The organism is Amycolatopsis sp. NPDC114503, assembly GCF_055633655.1.
Map to the genome: position 1 here is coordinate 1,287,913 of NZ_JBVKDT010000001.1, position 15,877 is coordinate 1,303,789.

The following is a 15,877-nucleotide window of genomic DNA, read 5'->3' on the forward strand; positions in this document are numbered from 1 at the left end:
ATCCCGTGGACCGGATGACCCTGACCTGCTACAACGACACGCACGGCTACGGCTGGCGGCACGTCGACCTCTTCGTGCACGACGAGCACGGCCGCGAGCTGGACTGGGTGCACTGGCAGGTCCCGGCCGACGGCCCGGACGCTGCCGACGAGGCCACCGCCCGCGTCGAACCGCTGCTGCGCCGGACGTCCGACTGGCGGCATTCGGTCAGCGCGAGCGGCATGGACTACTGGACCGCCGACGCCGCCTGGACCCAGCCGTGACCGCCCCGTGGTCGCTGCGCGCCCTGGTCGCCGATCTGGCCGCTGGCCGGACGACGCCGGAAGCTGCTGTCGCGGAGGCTCGTTCGCGGATCGCCGCGGCTTCTTTCGATGCCTGGGTTTCGTCGGCTTACGTGCCTGTTTCGACAGGACCATTGGGCGGAATTCCGTTGGGCGTCAAGGACATCATCGACCTGGCCGGACTCCCGACTCGCTGCGGCTCCGTCCTGCGCGCGGACGCTCCACCGGCCACTGTGGACGCTTCGATCGTGTCCGAATGGCGTCGTGCCGGAGCGGTGCCGATCGGCAAGACGGTCACCACGGAATTCGCTTTCTTCGCACCTGGTCCGACGGATAACCCCGCTGCTCCCGGCCACACGCCCGGCGGTTCCTCCAGCGGTTCCGCCGCTGCCGTCGCCGCCGGACACGTCCCGCTGGCGCTGGGGTCCCAAACCGCTGGCTCGGTCACGCGCCCAGCCGCGTTCTGCGGAGTCGCTTCGCTGGTCATGACCCGGGGCCGGTTCCCGGTCGACGGCGTCACCGGTCTGAGCCCGAGCCTCGACAGCCACGGCATGTTCACCGCGACGGTTTCCGACCTGGCCTTGGCCTGGTCAGCGTTGTCGGGGGAGCCGGAGGCTGGTGTTTTTTCGGCTCCGCGATTGCTGGTGTGGTCGTCCGAGGACGCGACTCCAGCGATGCAGACCGCGCTTCGCTCCGCGGTTGTTGCGCTGCGAGCCGCCGGTGCCGTGGTCGACGAATTCCCAGACCCGGTTTTGGTCCCCGCGTTGACCGCCGCGCACCCCGTGGTGATGGCCTACGAGGCGGCGCGGGAACGTTCCGTTGAGCTTGCTTCCGCCGACCGGCTCAGCGCCCCCCTGGCGCAACTGCTGCGTACCGGTGCGGAGATGCCGCTCGCGGAATACGAAGCGGCTTTGGACGTCGTCGCTTCCGGTGCTTCGCGACTCGCCGAGATCGTGGCTGGCTATGACGCCGTCCTCGCCCCTGCCGCGCTCGGTTCTGCCCCCTCGGGACTGGCCGCGACCGGTGACCCTGTGCTCAGCCGTCCTTGGCAAGCGCTGGGCCTGCCGGTCATCGCCGTGCCCGGACTGCGCGACGACGCCGGGCTGCCGTTGGGATTGCAGCTAGTCGGCAGTTCTCTGCACGAGACTGCTTTGCTGGCCGCCGGGCGCTGGGCGGAGGCCGCGCTTAAACGGTGACGCGATGGGTGAGGATGTCGCGGACCAGCGTCCCCAGGCTGTCCGCCGACGTCTTCGCCTTGATCCGCGCCCGATGCACGTCGACGGTTTTGACGCTGGTGCCCAGCCGGTGCGCGATCGCCTGGCTGGGCATCCCGTCGACCACCAGCCGCAGCACCTCGCGCTCGCGCTGGGTCAGCGTGTCGAGCCGCGCCCGGACCGCCTGCCGTTCCGCATGCTCCGCGAACCGGCGGCGAGCCTCGATGAGCTGGGTCTGGACCACCTCGACCATGCGCTGGGCCTGGTAAGGCTTCTCCAGGAAATCGACCGCGCCCGCGGTGAGCGCCCGGACCGACATCGGAATGTCGCCGTGCGCGGAACAGAAGATCAGCGGTGCCGGACAGTCGATTTCCGCGAGCTTTTCCTGCAGTTGAAAACCGCTGATCGCGGGCATGCGCACATCGACGATCACGACCGCGGGCTCGGCCGGGTCGAACTCGTCCAGAAAGGTCTGGGCGTCCGGGTACGTCAGCGCTTGCACGCCGACGCTCTCCAGCAGGAATACCAGGGACTGCCGGAGGTCCTCGTCGTCGTCCACCACGTGCACGACCGGGTCGTCGCTCATGGCTTCATCAGCACCGACGCCGAGGGATAGTCGCTGGCCCAGCCCTCCGGAAGCGGGGCGATGAAGACATTTTCGGTGCGGGTGCGGGTGATCCGCCAGGTGTCGCCGACGCGGCGGAACGCGTTGTTCAACCGGCTGGACCGAAGGAGCGCCTTCCCGTCGGAGAACAGCCACGGTTGCATGTGGATCCATTGCCCGGTGGCTTCGTCGCCGTCCACGTGGATTTGCTCGGAGGTGAGGTAATGCGCGTTCAGCAGAAGTTCGGGGTCTTTCTTTTCGCCCCAGAACTGCTGAAAATGCGCGCGGATAGCGTCGGCCCCTTCGGCTCGCCCGAATTGCCCGTCGTAGTACTCGCCGACGCCCTCCCAGACGGCATCCTCGGTGTAGAGCGCCATGATGAGGTCGATCCGCTCACTGTCGTCGGCGACGCCGAACTCCGGGCAGGGAGTGTCGCAGAGGAACATGTAGCGCGCCTGCACCCGGCGGATCTCCGCCTCGGCCTCGAGCGTCCCGACCCGCCTGACCAGCCCCGCGACTGCCTCCTCCAGCGCGGCAACCCGCCGGTCCTGGCTGTCGGCGGCCGGGTTGGCGGGTGCGGGGTGGTCGAGAGACATCGTTTTCCTCACCAGAGAAGTCGTGACGGTTGGCGCTTCGGTGCCCGGGGTCGGCCTTTCGGTGCGGTTTTCGGCTCGTTGACAGGGTAACCGGACCGGACCGCGCCGGGCGTTGGCAGCTTGTGACCAGCCTCTGCCGGGTCCGGAAGGGTTGTCAATCGAATCGGGGAGTTATGCGGGGCGTGTTTCAAACCGGGGGTGGTGGTTATGAATGGCGGGGTTGCTGGATAACGCCTTGGGGAGTCGCGTCTGGTACGCCGCCGAACGGCCCGTATGCGCTCCTCGACGGGTGGAGATGTGTTTGTTAGCTCCGCTGACCTCTGGGCCCGCTTCTGGGCTGCTGCGGGGGTGGTGAGGCGAAGATGCGGGCAGATCGGCCGGTGTGGGCACGGCGGGGTGGGAATTGCCGAGTCTTGAGCGGACCGGGAGGTGTGGACGCGGCGGGGTGGGAACGTTGCCGAGTCGTGGACCGGGCGGTGTTGGCACGGCGGGGTGGGAATGTTGCCGAGTCTTGGGCGGAGCGGCCGGTGTGGACATGGCCGGACAGGAACATTGCCGAGTCTTGGGCGGACCGGGCTGTGTGGACATGGCCGGACAGGAACGTTGCTGATTCTTGAAGGGACCGGGCGGTGTGGGCATGGCCGGGCGGGAGCGTTGCCGATTCTTGGGTCGGCGGCGTTGGTCGCCCAGGCGGCCGCCAGCACCGGGCCGCGCGCGGATTATGCGGCACTCGGCCGGTCCGCGATAACGTTGAGGCATGTGCGTTTCCACTGGTGCCGGGCGTCGGCGATGAGTGCGGCTCAGCGGGCCGACGCTCGGGAGAACCGGGAGCGGATCGTCGAGATCGCTCGCGAGGCGATCGCCGGTTCGGGGGAGTTGCGGCTGAACGCGGTGGCCAAATCGGCTGGTGTCGGGCAGGGGACGCTCTACCGGCACTTTCCTACGCGCGAGGACCTGCTTGCCGAGGTGTACCGGCAGGAGGTGGAGGAGCTGGTCGCGCTGGCTCCGGAATTGCTGTCCGCGCAGGGGCCGGTCGAGGCGTTGTCTCGGTGGTTCGACCGGATCGCCGAATACGCGCGAGTCAAGCGCGGCGTCTTCGCGGCGCTGGAAACCGCGGTGTGGAAAGGCTTGTCGGAGGAAAGCCATGGTCCGCTTGGTGACGCCATCACCCTGTTGCTCGATGCTGGAAAAGCCGAGGGAACCATCCGTCCCGACATCGATGCCCGCGACCTGTTCATCTTGTCGGGCTACCTGACCCGCCTGGACGAGGACGAGTGGGATTCTCGCGCTCGGCATCTCTTGGACGTGCTGTTGCAGGGAGTTCTTTCCCGCTGACCGGTCTGCGGAGAGGGTTGAGGCAGGGGCGGGCAGGCGTTATGTACAGCCGGGAGAGCGGCGTGGATGAGACCTGCTTGCAGGGCAACGGATTCACGCGCGACTGGCGACGATCGCGACGTGGTTGCCGAGGTGCGATGAGCGCGATGGGTGGGCTTGTGCCGCAACGCGCTGCGCAGTTGGGTGGTGCGGTGCGTGGCGCAGTTGGGTGGTGTGGCGTGCTGCGGCGCGCCGCGGCGTGATGTGGGTGCCGCGGTGCGTGGCGCAAGGCGCGTGATGTGCGTGGCGCAGTTTCGTGATGTGGGTGCCGCGGTGCGTGGCGCAAGGTGCGTGATGTCGTGTGGCGCAGTTGCGTGATGTGATGTGGCGCGGGTGCGTTGCCTGGTGTGCTGCGGTGCGTGCCGCGCAGGAGCGTGAGGTGCTGCGGTGCGTGGCGCAGCTGCGTGATGTAGCAGGCACCGAGTGGCGAACGCAGAAGCGGTGAGCCTCACTGGAAAGCTACCGAAATTCAGCGCCCGAGTCGGCAGACGGCCGCGGCGTTGGATGTGGTGTCCATATTGGACGGGCCGCTCGCGGGGTGCGGCCGGCCCGGCCCCCAGAATTCCCCAGTGGTGGTGCTGTTGGTGTTGCGGTTCAGGAGGCGACGGCCAGGCGGACCCGGCGGTCGCGGGCGTACGAGACCAGTTCGCGGACCTCGTCGGTGGTGATGATGCGGACGGCGTCTTCCAGGATCTCGGCCGTGGCCACCTGCAGCGGCCAGGAACGCAGGCCGGGAGCGGGTTCGTGCCAGAACCACTGGCCTTGGGCGAGATCTTCGGCGGCGACGGTGGGTGCCTCGGTGTTCATGCCTGCAGCCTAACTGGCACCACCGACAGAAAATCGCTCTACCGGACATCCCGGGACAACCCCGTCGGAAGCGCAAGAAGTGAATGCGGGTTCGGTGATGGTTCCTGCTGGTCGAGAGGACGCGGACGGGTTGCCGGGTGGTGTGGGTCACGCGGTCTTGCCGGCTAGGGCGGTGACCTGGTCCCTCGCAGGGCCGGGTTCAGGTGGATTTTGCACGGCCGGGCGGCCTGCCCTAGGCTTCGCCGGTCACCGCGCACACACCGGGGGGTTTCCGGGACGAGAGGAACGGTGCGAATGGCTTTGCGCGACCCCGAGGCGTACCGCGATATCGACCTGCCGGCGATTCTCCGGATGGAGCGCCGGCTTCCCTGGTACGGCTGGCCGCACCTGCCGTTGGGGCTGCTGGTCTGCGTGGCCGCGATTCTCGCCGCCTACCGGGTTCCGGTTTCGTATCACCTGACTACCGCGCTGGTCGCGGGCAGCGGGGTGGTCGGCGGGTTTTCCGGTTACGGCTGCGGGCTGGTCATGGTCAGCACGCCGGGCCTGGTCCAGACCGGGTACCTGAACTGGCGGCGCACCCGGGTGTTGCGGGCGTTGCTCATCGTGCTCGGCGGGTTGTCCGCGGCGTCGATGGGGGTCGTGGTCGCGTGCCATATTTCGTTGCTGGCGGGGGCTTCCGACCAGCATCCGTTCCAGCTTTCGGTGCAAGCCGGGCTGTACTTGGCGCTCGTGGTGGCCAACACCGTCCTCGCGGGGCTTGAGGCGTGGCAGCTGTCGAAGATCCTGCGCGCACCCGTGGCCGAGGCCGCCGCGGAACCGGTCGGGCCCGTGCGGGTTCGGCTTGGCTGACTGTCTACATCGGACTAAGTCAGCGCCTGCGCAGCAGTACTTCCTGAGTCACTGAAGCAACCAGCCGTCCGTCGGTGGTGAAGAATTCGCCGTGGGTCAGGCCTCGGGTGCTTGCGTAGCTTGGGCTTTCCATGTCGAACAGCAGCCATTCGTCCGCGCGGAACGGGCGGTGGAACCACACGGCGTGGTCCAGCGACGTCAGCTGCGGCTCGCCCGGGTCGTCCCGGTGGGGCAGCAGGGCGGTGCCCGCCAGGCGGATGTCGGAAATGTAGGTGAGCGCGCAGACGTGCGCCAGCGGGGCGTCCGGCAGTGCGTCTTTCGCCCGCACCCAGATTCGCTGACGCGGACCGCGGCCGGTGTCGGGCAGGCCGGTTTCCGGGCTGCTGACGAAGCGGACTTCGATGGCGGACAGGACGATCGGCGAGCGGTCCTGCTCGACGACGCCTGCCTCGTCCGGGGCCGGCACGTCCGGCATCCGAGCCTGGTGCGCACTGCTTTCCGCCTCGGTCTGGAACGACGCGGACAGGCTGAAGATGCTCTCGCCGTTCTGGATCGCGACGACACGGCGCGTGGTGAACGAACCGCCGTCACGGGTGCGTTCGACCTCGTAGATGATCGGCATGTCGGTACGCCCGCCGCGGATGAAATAGCCGTGCAGCGAGTGCACGTGCCGCGCGGTGGGCACGGTCGCGCCGGCCGCGGTGAGCGCCTGCGCCGCGACCTGACCGCCGAACGCCCGCTGCGGCGAACCCTGGTGGCACCAGCCGCGGAACAGGTTCAGCTCGAGCGGTTCGAGCTTCAGCAGCTGGTCTAGCCCGGTCCGGGCCGGATCGATCGTCGTCACCCGGCCAGTCTAAGCGCTTGCTCAGCTGCTCCGCGGTGTGAGCAGCGCCGCCACCGCGGCTGGATCCTCGACGTGCGCGTTGTGCCCGAGCCCGGACAGGACCACTGCCTCGGGAACGAGGGCGCGCAGTTGTTCAGGGCGGCACATCGGATCGTTTTCGCCGGTGGCGAGCACCACAGGGCAACGCGCGGCCGCCAGCAGGCCCGGCAGGTCCGGGCTGCCGACGCCGAAGGCGGGCGGGTCCAGGACCAGCCGCCAGCCGTCCGCGGTTTTGGTGACGCCGTCCGGGTCGGCCGGAGTCAGGCCGGTCAGCCCGGCGATCTTCAGATAGGCGGTTTCGGCCTCCTCTCGGGTTTTGAACAGCCGGGGCGGACGGGCAGCCATCGCAGCGGCGCGGGCGAGGTCGTCTTCGCTCCACTCGACTTTGATGCCCACCGCCAGCACGCTGCTGACGTCGAGGCCGTAGCGGCCGCTCGCCAGCTCGAGAGCGACGACACCGCCGAGCGAATGGCCGACGACGGCGACTGAGCCGGGCTCGTCGAGAGCGTCGGCGACTGCCTCCGCGAGCGTCTCGAACGTGTACTCGGGCAGCCGCGGCGAGCCGCCGTGGCCGGGCAGGTCCGGCACGAGCAGCCGCCGGTCGAGCAGGCCGGTGAGGCCGTCCCAGACCGCGCCGGTGGCGCCGAGTCCGTGCAGGAGCAGGACCGGTGGTTCGCCGTGTCCGGTGACGCGCAGCTTCAGCTTTTCCACCAGACGGATCTTTCCGCAGGCGGCGGTCTCGGGGCTAGGGTCGGAACGTGTCGAGTGCTGTCATCGCCGACCCGGACACTTACGTCACGGGCGTGCCTTACGACCTGCTTGCCCGCCTGCGCCGCGAAACGCCGGTGACGCGGATCGGCGACTTCTGGGCCGTGCTGCGCCATTCCGACGTGCGGCATGTGCTCCGTACCCCGGCGGTGTTTTCGTCGCAGCTCGGCGGCACCCAGATCCGCGATCCTGCCAGCGCCGAGGACCTGCGGTACGTGCGGCGGATGATGCTCAACATGGACCCGCCCGAGCACGGCAGGCTGCGCGGGCTGCTCACGAAAGCGTTCACCCCGCGCGCGGTCGGCCGGATCGCGGAACGGATCGAGGGCTGGGCGCGTGATCTCGTCGCGGCGGTGGCCGATCGCGGCGAATGCGATTTCGCCAAGGACATCGCCGCCGATCTGCCGCTGCTCACGCTCGCCGAGGTGTTCGGCGTGCCCGAGAGGGACCGCAGGCTGATGTTCGACTGGAGCAACCGCGTGATCGGCTTCCAGGACGCCGAATACGCGGTGAGCGCGACCGTCAAAGCCGACGACGTCACCGACCTCGCCCGCGCCGCGCTGGCCGTGCGCCCGGAACCCGGCCCGGACGGCCGGATGCCGGATCCGCGCAGCCGCGCCGGAATGCCTGATCTCTACGCCTATGCGAACGCGCTTGGCGAGCACAAACGCGCGCACCCCGGCGACGACGTGATGAGCAACCTGATGCAGCACGTGGACGACGACGGCGGCCGCGTGTCGATTGAGGAGTTCGAGAACCTCTTCTGGCTGTTTTCCGTGGCAGGCAACGAAACCCTGCGCAACGGCCTGCCCGGCGGGATGGCCGCGTTGCTCGCGCATCCCGAGCAGTACCGCAAATTGCTCGACGACCGGAGCCTTCTTCCCGGCGCGGTTGAAGAGATGCTGCGCTGGCACACACCGGTGATGCACTTCCGCCGTACCGCGACTCAGGACACCCGACTGTCCGATGTGGACATCAAGGCCGGGGACAAGGTCGTGGTGTGGTTTTCCTCGGCCAACCGCGACGAGGCAGTGTTTCCCGATCCTGACGTCTTCGACGTGACGCGCGCGCCGAGCGAACACCTGACGTTCGGCCACGGCCCACACTTCTGCCTTGGTTCGCATCTCGCGCGGATGCAGATGCGCGCGTTGTTCGCGGCGGTGTTCGATCAGCTCGGCGAGGTCCGGCTCGCGGGCGAACCCCGCCGGCTGCGGTCGAACTTCCAGAACGGGCTCAAAAGCCTCCCGATCCGCTGGGACTGACCGGATCAGCCGAAGCCGACGAGCGAAAGCCAGCGGTCGAGGTACACCGTGTCGCCGCTGCGGTGCGCGATCTCCGACGGCAGCCTGCCGTAGACCATCAGCAGCAGGTCGCCCAGCGGCGCGGCCACAGTGACCGCCGCGTTCGCCGGCGGGCCCGGATGCCAGGCCAGCTGATCGCCGGTGAGATCTACCGTCCAGGACGCCGCGTGGTCGGTCGGCGCGAGGTGGATCGCGCGGTCCGGGCCGAGCAGTTCCCGGCGTTCGGGGACGTGCTCCAGCAACTGCGGCAGCGAACCGAGTTCCAGCCATTCCTCCATCGCGTCGTGCGCGACTTCCGGAGTGACGGTGAATTCCCCGCCCGCGGCCAGCGTCGCGTCGGCGCGGTGGATCAGCGTCTCGTTCATGAACCGGCGGGCGTAGAACGCCGCACGCGGCGGCCCGTTCGGAACCGGTGTGAACACCTCCGCGTCCGGACCTGCTTCGCGCAGCGTCGCCGCCAACGTCTTCGCCCCGTCCACGAGCCACGACGCCGGCCTCGGGGTGTCCACCGGGTTCCGGAGTTCGTCGTCCGGCAGCCAATGGTCGGCCCGCGTGCGCACGGTTTCCTCCGCCCACCGGTGACCGGTGCTGACGTGATCGAGCAGTTGCCCGAGATTCCACTCCGGGCACGCCGCTACCCGCACCGTCCGGTCCGCATTCTCGACGGCCGCGGCGAGCAATTCCGTCTGCCGCACGATCTCGGCGCAACGCTCGGGGAAATCCATGAGCTGTCCTCTCCGGTTCAGATCCGTTGACACCGGACAGTCGGAGCCGACGCGGCCATCCACACACCGCGGCCGGAGAAACTGGAGAAGCCGGGCTACTCCACGCTCCAGGCGTCTCCCCATTCCGCGTCGCGAGCGGCGCGGTAGCGCACGCCGTGCCGCTTCGACACGACGGTGCCGGGAGCGAGCCCGTCGACGGTGCAGAGGTCCAGCTGCACGAACCCCTTGTGCTTGCGCGGATGCCGGATGATCCGGGCCGACGGACGGTCGACCGGTGCCGACGTGGCCGCCACATACGAGAACTTCTCGTCCTCGAAGCCCAGTGTGCCGGACTTGATCCGCCGGTGCACCCCGCTTCGGGGCAGCCGGGCGGAGAAGTGGCACCAGTCTTCTCCCGGCTTGATCGGGCAGGCGTCGTCGTGCGGGCAGGGGGCGACGACGGTGCGTTCCATGCCGCGCAGGACGTCGCGAGCCTCTCGGATCCGCTCGAATCCGGCTGGGGTGCCGGGCTCGATGAGTACGACGGTTCCTGCTTTCGCGGCCAGCCACTGGACGACGTCGGCGCGGCTGCGCTCGGGTAGTTCGCCGAGGACGTACGACAGGGTGACCAGGTCGGCTTCCGGTGCGGCCGACGCGGAATCGACCAGCCCGCGCTGCCAGACCGCGGTGCGGACGGCTGGCTCGTCGGCGTTGGCCGCCAGCTTGCGTCCCAGCGCCAGCGCGGCCGCCACCTGCTCCAGGACAGTGCATTTCTCCAGCGACGGCCAGACGTCGGCCGCTGCCCACACTGCCGCTCCGGTGCCGCCGCCGATGTCGACGTGCGTCTTCGGGACGAACCCGGGCGCGGCGGCAGCCACCTCGCCCAGCACCGCGCTGACCGCCGCGTACGTCGCGGGCATCCGGTATCCGGCGTACGCGGCGACGTCCAGCTCCGAAGAGAGGATCGGCGAGCTTGCCGAGTCGCCTTGTCGATAACGCTTGCTGAGCCGGTCCACGGCCTGCGCGAGCCGGGATTCGGGGAACCGGCCGAGCTCTTCGTCGAGGGCGGCGCGGAGACGTTCGGGGAGTACTGCCACGGACAACGATTCTCCCACGCCCGTTTTGTCCACCGAAGTTCGCCTGACCTGCTAGTTTCGCGACCGGGAAAAAATTTTGGGGACGGTGTCGATCCGGCCGCGGCCCGTTCGACGCAGGGGTGAAAGCAAACCGAGAGCGAAGGGGTACCGAAGATGCGATTCATGGTGATCATGAAGGCCAGCGAAGAGAGCGAAGCCGGCCAGATGCCGAGCACCGAACTGCTCGCCGAGATGGGCAAGTTCAACGAGGAACTCGTGCGGGCGGGCGTGATGCTCGCGGGCGAGGGACTGGCTCCCAGCTCCCAGGGGGCCCGGGTGAAGTTCTCCGGCGACAGCGAACCGAGCGTGGTCGACGGTCCGTTCGCCGAGACCAAGGAGCTGATCGCCGGGTTCTGGATCCTCCAGGTGCGTTCGCTCGAGGAGGCGGTGGAGTGGATCAAGCGCGTGCCCAACACCGACGGCGCGCACCACGAGATCGAGATCCGGCGGATCTTCGAGGCCGACGACTTCGGCGACAACCTCACCCCGGAACTGCGGGACGCCGAGGAGAAGCTTCGCGAGCAGGCTGCGCAGAACTGATGCGGTTCATGGTGCTGGTGAAAGCCAGCAAGGACTCCGAAGCGGGAGCCGCGCCCAGCGCCGAATTGATCGAGCAGATGGGCAAGTTCAACACGGAACTCGCCGAATCCGGCCATCTCGTGCAGGCCGCCGGGCTGACGCCCAGCTCGGACGGCGCCCGGCTGCTGTGGTTCGACGGGGAGGCGGAGCCCAGCGTGGTCGACGGCCCGTTCGCCGAGACCAAGGAACTCGTCGCGGGCGTGTGGATTCTGGAGGGGGAGTCGCTCGCCGAGATCGTCGAGTTGATGAAGCGGGCGCCCAACCCGGACCGGCGGGCGGGCACCGTCGAGATCCGCCCGATGTCGGCCGAGCTCTGACTTCGCGCCCGCCCGAGGGTTGCCTCGGGCGGGCCGGGCCGGTCTGATGGGCCGGTGGACACGCGAAGTGCGGTAGAGGCCGTTTGGCGGATCGAGTCGGCGCGGGTGATCGCCGGTCTCGCGCGGATGACCCGCGACGTGGGCCTCGCGGAGGAGCTGGCCCAGGACGCGCTCGTCGCCGCGCTCGAACAGTGGCCGGAGACCGGGGTGCCGCGCAACCCGGGAGCCTGGCTGACGACGATCGCGAAGCGGCGGGCCATCGACCTGTTCCGGCGCAACGAAACCTTCGGCCGCAAGCTCGACGAGATCGGCCGGGAGGCCGAACAGCTCGGCGAGGGCGTGCTGCCCGACTTCGACGCGGTGCTCGACGACGAGCAGATCGAGGACGACCTGCTCCGGCTGGTGTTCACCGCCTGCCACCCGGTGCTGTCCACCCAGGCGCGGGTGGCGCTCACGCTGCGCATGCTCGGCGGGCTCAGCACCGACGAGATCGCCCGCGCCTTCCTGGTGAAGGAATCCGCTGTCGCGCAACGCATCGTGCGGGCGAAGAAGACGCTCGCCGACGCCAAAGTGCCGTTTGAAACGCCGGTGGGCGACGAGCGCGTCGCACGCGTGCCCGCTGTGCTCGAAGTGATCTACCTGATCTTCAACGAGGGCTACTCCGCGACGCGCGGCGACGACTGGATGCGGCCCGCGCTGTGCGAGGACGCGTTGCGCCTCGGCCGGGTGCTGGCCGGCCTGATGCCGGGCGAACCGGAAGTGCACGGGCTGGTGGCGCTGATGGAGATCCAGGCATCGCGCTCGGCGGCGCGCACCGGCCCGAACGGCGAACCGGTGCTGCTGATGGACCAGGACCGCGGCCGCTGGGACCGGCTGCTGATCCAGCGCGGCCTCACCGCGCTCGCCCGGTCCGAACGGCTGGCGGACGGCACGTACGGGCCGTATTCCGCACAGGCGGCGATCGCCGCCTGTCACGCCGTGGCGGTGACGCCGGAAGAGACCGACTGGGCGCGGATCGCGGCGCTGTACGCGGGTCTGGCGCAGCTCACGCCGTCTCCGGTGATCGAGCTGAACCGGGCCGTCGCGGTTTCGATGGCCGAGGGGCCGGAAGCCGGGCTGGCGCTGGTGGACAAATTGCTGACTGAGCCCGCGCTGAAGAACTACCACCTGCTGCCGAGCGTGCGCGGCGACTTTCTGTACAAGCTCGGCCGCCGGGACGAGGCGCGCGCCGAGTTCGAGCGCGCGGCGAAGATGACCGGCAACGAGCGGGAGCGCGCGCTGCTGCTGGAGCGGGCCGAGTCGTGCAGCAAGCTGGGAGTGGGAACGAGGTAGCGGGGCGCGAGTGATCGTCATGCCGGAAACGGTCCACCACCGGCCCGACAATTCCCGGAGCCACCGGCAGCCATCCCCAGGGTTGTCCACAAGTCGACACGGCTGTGGATAACCTGTTTCCCCTGGTAGAAGCCGCGAATCCGAGCCCGAAAACCCGATCCGGTGAAAGACCTCAGCGGTTGCGCACGTACCCCAGCCGCATCGACAACGCCGCCGCGGTTCCGGCCACCGTCGCGCCCAGTTCGTCCGCCCGGCGCATCACCCGCGGAGCCGGCCCGGCGACGCTGATCGCCGCGATCGGACGGCCCGAATGGTCCCGCACGGCCGCCGCGACGCAGCCGACGTCCGGCTCGTTCTCCAGGTCGTCCACGGCCCAGCCGCGCCGCCGGGTGCGCGCCAGCTCGTCCAGCAGCCGGACCGGGTCGTTGATGGTCTTGAGGGCGAGGCTGTCCAGCTTCATCCGGCGCACGCGCTCCACCCGGTCAGCTTCCGGCAACGCGGCCAGCCAGGCTTTGCCCAGCGACGTCGCGTGCTGCGGACGCCGGGTGCCGAGGCGGCAGGAGAGGGTGACCGCGCTGGCACTGCGCTCGGTCGCGACGTAGACCATCGCGTCGTTGTCCGGCACCGCCAGGTACGTCGTTTCTCCGGAACGCTCGGCCAGCGCGGTGAGATACCGCGGCGCGCAGCGGTGCAGGTCGGTCGCCGCCATCGCGCGGGCGCCCAGTTCGACCAGCCGGGTGCCGAGGCGCACGCGTCCGGTGACGGTGTCCGCCTCCAGGTACTCCAGCCGCTTCAGGGTGCCGACGATCCGGTACGCCGCGCTGCGCGACAAACCCAGTTGCCGGGCGAGCGCGTTCGTGGAAATTTCCTGGTGCTGCCCGACGTGTTCGAGCACCGCCAGCCCGCGCTCCAGGGTGCCGCTTTGGTCCAGCCCGCGTGCTGCTGCGTCCACGTTCGCCCTCCGCCTGTCGCTCTGCGTTCCCGGTCACCGGTGCGTGGTGCCATCAAGCGGGGTTGGACGCTAACACCTCCGATGTATAGACGGAAGATCTTGACCAAACTCTGTTATTAGGCAGGTTCAAGGTTGCGCCGAATGGTTCAACCTCCGATCGGTAAGACTGCTTACAAAGGGTAACGGAGACTGGAGTCACCCTCTCAGGGAAATCACAGCGCCCGTGCCGCACGGTTTGGGTGATGTCCACACGTCTGCGCACCCGGGCGTCGGTCGCCGCCGGGCGGCTGACCGCGTGGTTTTCCCGTACCGCCCGGCTGGGCCGCGGCGGGGTGATCGGCGGCCGCGTCACGCTGCGGCTCGACCCCAAGGCGCTGCGCAGGCTCGGCCGCGATCGCACGGTCGTGATCGTCACCGGCACGAACGGCAAAACCACCACGTCGCTGATGCTGACCCGGGCGCTCGAAGCGCTCGCCGAGGTCGCGCACAACGGCGACGGCGCGAACATGCCCGACGGTTTGGTCGCCGCGCTCACCGCCGCCCCGGAAGCGCCGTACGCGGTGCTGGAGGTGGACGAAACCTACGTCCCGTGGGTGGCCGAGCAAGTCCAGCCGGCGGCGCTCGTGCTGCTCAATCTCAGCCGTGACCAGCTCGACCGCGTCGGCGAGGTGCGGATGATGGAGCGCGACCTCCGCGCCGCGTTCGCCGGGTTGTCGCGCACGGTCGTGGTCGCGAACTGCGACGACGTCCTGGTCACGTCGGCGGCCGCGGCGGCGGCCCGCCCGGTGTGGGTCGGCACCGGACGCCGCTGGTCGGGCGACTCCGTCTCCTGCCCCCGCTGCGGCGGCGCGATCACCCATACCGATCGCGAATGGCGTTGCGCGGTCTGCGCTTTCGCCCGCCCGGAGCCGACCTGGACCCTCGACGGCGACCTGGTCCACACCCCCGGCGGCCGGCAGGTAGACCTCGACCTGCGGCTGCCCGGCGAGGCCAACCGGGCCAACGCCGCTCTCGCGCTCGCCGCCGCGCACTGCGTCGGCGTGCCGCCGCACACCGCCGCGGCCCGGCTGCGCACGATCACCGACATCGGCGGGCGCTACCGCACGATTCGCCGCACCCGGCATTCGGTGCGGCTCATGCTTGCGAAAAATCCGGCTGGATGGGCTGAAACGTTGCGTGTGCTCGACGAGGACACCCCGGTCGTCGTCGCGGTCAACGCGCACGAGGCGGACGGCCGCGACCTCTCGTGGCTCTGGGACGTGCACTTCGAGCGCCTGCGCGGCCGTCAGGTCGTCGTCGCCGGGGAGCGGTCGGCGGACCTCGCGGTGCGGCTTTGCTACGCCGAGGTGCCGCACTGGTCGGCCCCGGACCCGGTCAGCGCGATCGACACGCTGCCGCCGGGCGGGGTCGAACTCGTCGCGAACTACACCGCCTTCCGCGACTTGGTCGACCGGTTGCCTGATGTCTGATTCGACCGTCGGCATCGGCCTTCTGCTGCCCGAGGTACTGGGGACGTACGGCGATTCCGGCAACGCACAAGTGCTCTGCAAACGCTTGCAGTGGCGGGGTTACGACGCCGAAGTCGTGCCGGTCTCGCTCGACTCCGAGGTACCGTCCACTTTGGACCTTTACCTGCTCGGCGGCGGCGAGGACATGGCGCAGGTGCTGGCCGCGGACTTCCTGCGCGACTCGGCGGGGCTGCGGAGCGCGGCGGACGCGGGACGGCCGGTGTTCGGGGTATGCGCCGGGCTGCAGATCCTGGGCACGCGCTTCCGCGGCGTCGACGGCGTCGACCACGCCGGCCTGGGACTGCTCGACCTCGTCACCGGGCCGTCGCAGCAGCGTGCGGTGGCTGAGCTGATCGTCGAACCGAACCTGCTCGAGACGCCGTTGACCGGCTTCGAGAACCACCAGGGCTCGAGCGTGCTCGGTCCGGGCAGCGCTCCGCTCGGCCGCGTCGTCCGGGGCACTGGCAACGGCGACGGCACCGAGGGCGCGGTCACCGACCACGTGGTGGGCACCTACCTCCACGGTCCGGCGCTGGCGCGCAATCCCGAGCTGGCTGACCTGCTGTTGTCGTGGGTGCTGGGCCACGCGCTGAAGCCGTTGGACCTGACTGAAGTGGAGACGCTGCGCTCGGAACGGCTGGCCGCACGCCGCGCCCGATGACGTCACTTCGC

At 69.4% G+C, this 15,877-nt stretch carries 18 protein-coding genes; 10 read left to right on the forward strand and 8 right to left on the reverse strand.

The genetic code is table 11. The annotated features are described in order from the left end of the window. Positions 1 to 14: 14 nt before the first annotated feature. Positions 15 to 263 carry a hypothetical protein gene (locus ACZ7OI_RS06295; protein ID WP_344266668.1) on the forward strand — a complete coding sequence of 83 codons (249 nt, stop codon included), beginning with the start codon at positions 15 to 17 and terminating at the stop codon, positions 261 to 263. Next, the gene (locus tag ACZ7OI_RS06300; RefSeq protein ID WP_470263083.1) at positions 260 to 1,477 is read left to right on the forward strand and encodes an amidase; all 1,218 of its coding nucleotides are present in this window, start codon (positions 260 to 262) and stop codon (positions 1,475 to 1,477) included. Before ACZ7OI_RS06295 ends, ACZ7OI_RS06300 begins: the two co-directional genes overlap by 4 nt. On the opposite strand, the gene ACZ7OI_RS06305 is transcribed toward ACZ7OI_RS06300, so the two are convergent. Beyond that, a complete protein-coding gene (locus ACZ7OI_RS06305; RefSeq protein WP_009084166.1) occupies positions 1,467 to 2,081 on the reverse strand; it encodes a response regulator transcription factor in 615 nt (204 codons plus the stop codon). The genes ACZ7OI_RS06300 and ACZ7OI_RS06305 overlap by 11 nt on opposite strands. Then, positions 2,078 to 2,695, reverse strand: coding sequence for a nuclear transport factor 2 family protein (locus ACZ7OI_RS06310; protein ID WP_470263084.1), 618 nt, complete (start codon positions 2,693 to 2,695; stop codon positions 2,078 to 2,080). Before ACZ7OI_RS06310 ends, ACZ7OI_RS06305 begins: the two co-directional genes overlap by 4 nt. 789 nt (positions 2,696 to 3,484) lie before the next feature. Between ACZ7OI_RS06310 and ACZ7OI_RS06315 the strand changes: the two genes are divergently transcribed. Further along, the gene (locus ACZ7OI_RS06315) at positions 3,485 to 4,030 is read left to right on the forward strand and encodes a TetR/AcrR family transcriptional regulator (RefSeq protein WP_470263454.1); all 546 of its coding nucleotides are present in this window, start codon (positions 3,485 to 3,487) and stop codon (positions 4,028 to 4,030) included. A gap of 633 nt (positions 4,031 to 4,663) precedes the next feature. Here the strand turns inward: ACZ7OI_RS06315 and ACZ7OI_RS06320 are convergent. Beyond that, positions 4,664 to 4,876 (reverse strand): hypothetical protein, encoded by a 213-nt coding sequence (locus ACZ7OI_RS06320; RefSeq protein WP_116200322.1) that lies wholly within the window; start codon positions 4,874 to 4,876, stop codon positions 4,664 to 4,666. A gap of 294 nt (positions 4,877 to 5,170) precedes the next feature. Here ACZ7OI_RS06320 and ACZ7OI_RS06325 point away from each other — a divergent pair, with 294 nt between their 5' ends. Further along, positions 5,171 to 5,725, forward strand: a complete 555-nt coding sequence (locus tag ACZ7OI_RS06325) for a hypothetical protein (RefSeq protein ID WP_470263085.1) — start codon at positions 5,171 to 5,173, stop codon at positions 5,723 to 5,725. Positions 5,726 to 5,744: 19 nt separating this feature from the next. On the opposite strand, the gene ACZ7OI_RS06330 is transcribed toward ACZ7OI_RS06325, so the two are convergent. Next, positions 5,745 to 6,569: an acyl-CoA thioesterase gene (locus ACZ7OI_RS06330; protein ID WP_470263086.1), complete on the reverse strand. Its 825-nt coding sequence runs from the start codon at positions 6,567 to 6,569 to the stop codon at positions 5,745 to 5,747. A 21-nt stretch (positions 6,570 to 6,590) separates the two neighbouring features. Continuing rightward, positions 6,591 to 7,319 (reverse strand): alpha/beta fold hydrolase, encoded by a 729-nt coding sequence (locus ACZ7OI_RS06335; protein WP_470263087.1) that lies wholly within the window; start codon positions 7,317 to 7,319, stop codon positions 6,591 to 6,593. Between the two features lie 47 nt (positions 7,320 to 7,366). Between ACZ7OI_RS06335 and ACZ7OI_RS06340 the strand changes: the two genes are divergently transcribed. Further along, entirely contained in the window at positions 7,367 to 8,638 is a 1,272-nt protein-coding gene (locus ACZ7OI_RS06340) for a cytochrome P450 (protein ID WP_470263088.1), read from the forward strand. A gap of 5 nt (positions 8,639 to 8,643) precedes the next feature. On the opposite strand, the gene ACZ7OI_RS06345 is transcribed toward ACZ7OI_RS06340, so the two are convergent. Together ACZ7OI_RS06345 and ACZ7OI_RS06350 are read right to left on the reverse strand one after the other, a co-directional pair. Next, complete coding sequence (locus ACZ7OI_RS06345; protein WP_470263089.1) at positions 8,644 to 9,402, reverse strand: maleylpyruvate isomerase family mycothiol-dependent enzyme; 759 nt, start codon at positions 9,400 to 9,402, stop codon at positions 8,644 to 8,646. 95 nt (positions 9,403 to 9,497) lie between these two features. Then, positions 9,498 to 10,478: a small ribosomal subunit Rsm22 family protein gene (locus tag ACZ7OI_RS06350; protein ID WP_470263090.1), complete on the reverse strand. Its 981-nt coding sequence runs from the start codon at positions 10,476 to 10,478 to the stop codon at positions 9,498 to 9,500. 153 nt (positions 10,479 to 10,631) lie between these two features. On the opposite strand from ACZ7OI_RS06350, the gene ACZ7OI_RS06355 reads away from it, so the two are divergent. From ACZ7OI_RS06355 to ACZ7OI_RS06365, 3 genes are read left to right on the forward strand one after another with little or no spacing between them, the layout of a single operon-like run. Then, complete coding sequence (locus ACZ7OI_RS06355) at positions 10,632 to 11,057, forward strand: YciI family protein (RefSeq protein ID WP_470232450.1); 426 nt, start codon at positions 10,632 to 10,634, stop codon at positions 11,055 to 11,057. Then, positions 11,057 to 11,413 carry a YciI family protein gene (locus tag ACZ7OI_RS06360; protein ID WP_470263091.1) on the forward strand — a complete coding sequence of 119 codons (357 nt, stop codon included), beginning with the start codon at positions 11,057 to 11,059 and terminating at the stop codon, positions 11,411 to 11,413. Before ACZ7OI_RS06355 ends, ACZ7OI_RS06360 begins: the two co-directional genes overlap by 1 nt. Before the next feature lie 54 nt (positions 11,414 to 11,467). Beyond that, positions 11,468 to 12,745 carry an RNA polymerase sigma factor gene (locus ACZ7OI_RS06365; RefSeq protein ID WP_470263092.1) on the forward strand — a complete coding sequence of 426 codons (1,278 nt, stop codon included), beginning with the start codon at positions 11,468 to 11,470 and terminating at the stop codon, positions 12,743 to 12,745. Between the two features lie 172 nt (positions 12,746 to 12,917). On the opposite strand, the gene ACZ7OI_RS06370 is transcribed toward ACZ7OI_RS06365, so the two are convergent. Then, the gene (locus ACZ7OI_RS06370) at positions 12,918 to 13,697 is read right to left on the reverse strand and encodes an IclR family transcriptional regulator (protein ID WP_470263093.1); all 780 of its coding nucleotides are present in this window, start codon (positions 13,695 to 13,697) and stop codon (positions 12,918 to 12,920) included. A 242-nt stretch (positions 13,698 to 13,939) separates the two neighbouring features. Here ACZ7OI_RS06370 and ACZ7OI_RS06375 point away from each other — a divergent pair, with 242 nt between their 5' ends. Further along, entirely contained in the window at positions 13,940 to 15,166 is a 1,227-nt protein-coding gene (locus ACZ7OI_RS06375) for a MurT ligase domain-containing protein (RefSeq protein ID WP_470263094.1), read from the forward strand. Continuing rightward, a complete protein-coding gene (locus tag ACZ7OI_RS06380; protein ID WP_470263095.1) occupies positions 15,159 to 15,866 on the forward strand; it encodes a type 1 glutamine amidotransferase in 708 nt (235 codons plus the stop codon). Before ACZ7OI_RS06375 ends, ACZ7OI_RS06380 begins: the two co-directional genes overlap by 8 nt. Positions 15,867 to 15,877: the final 11 nt, after the last annotated feature.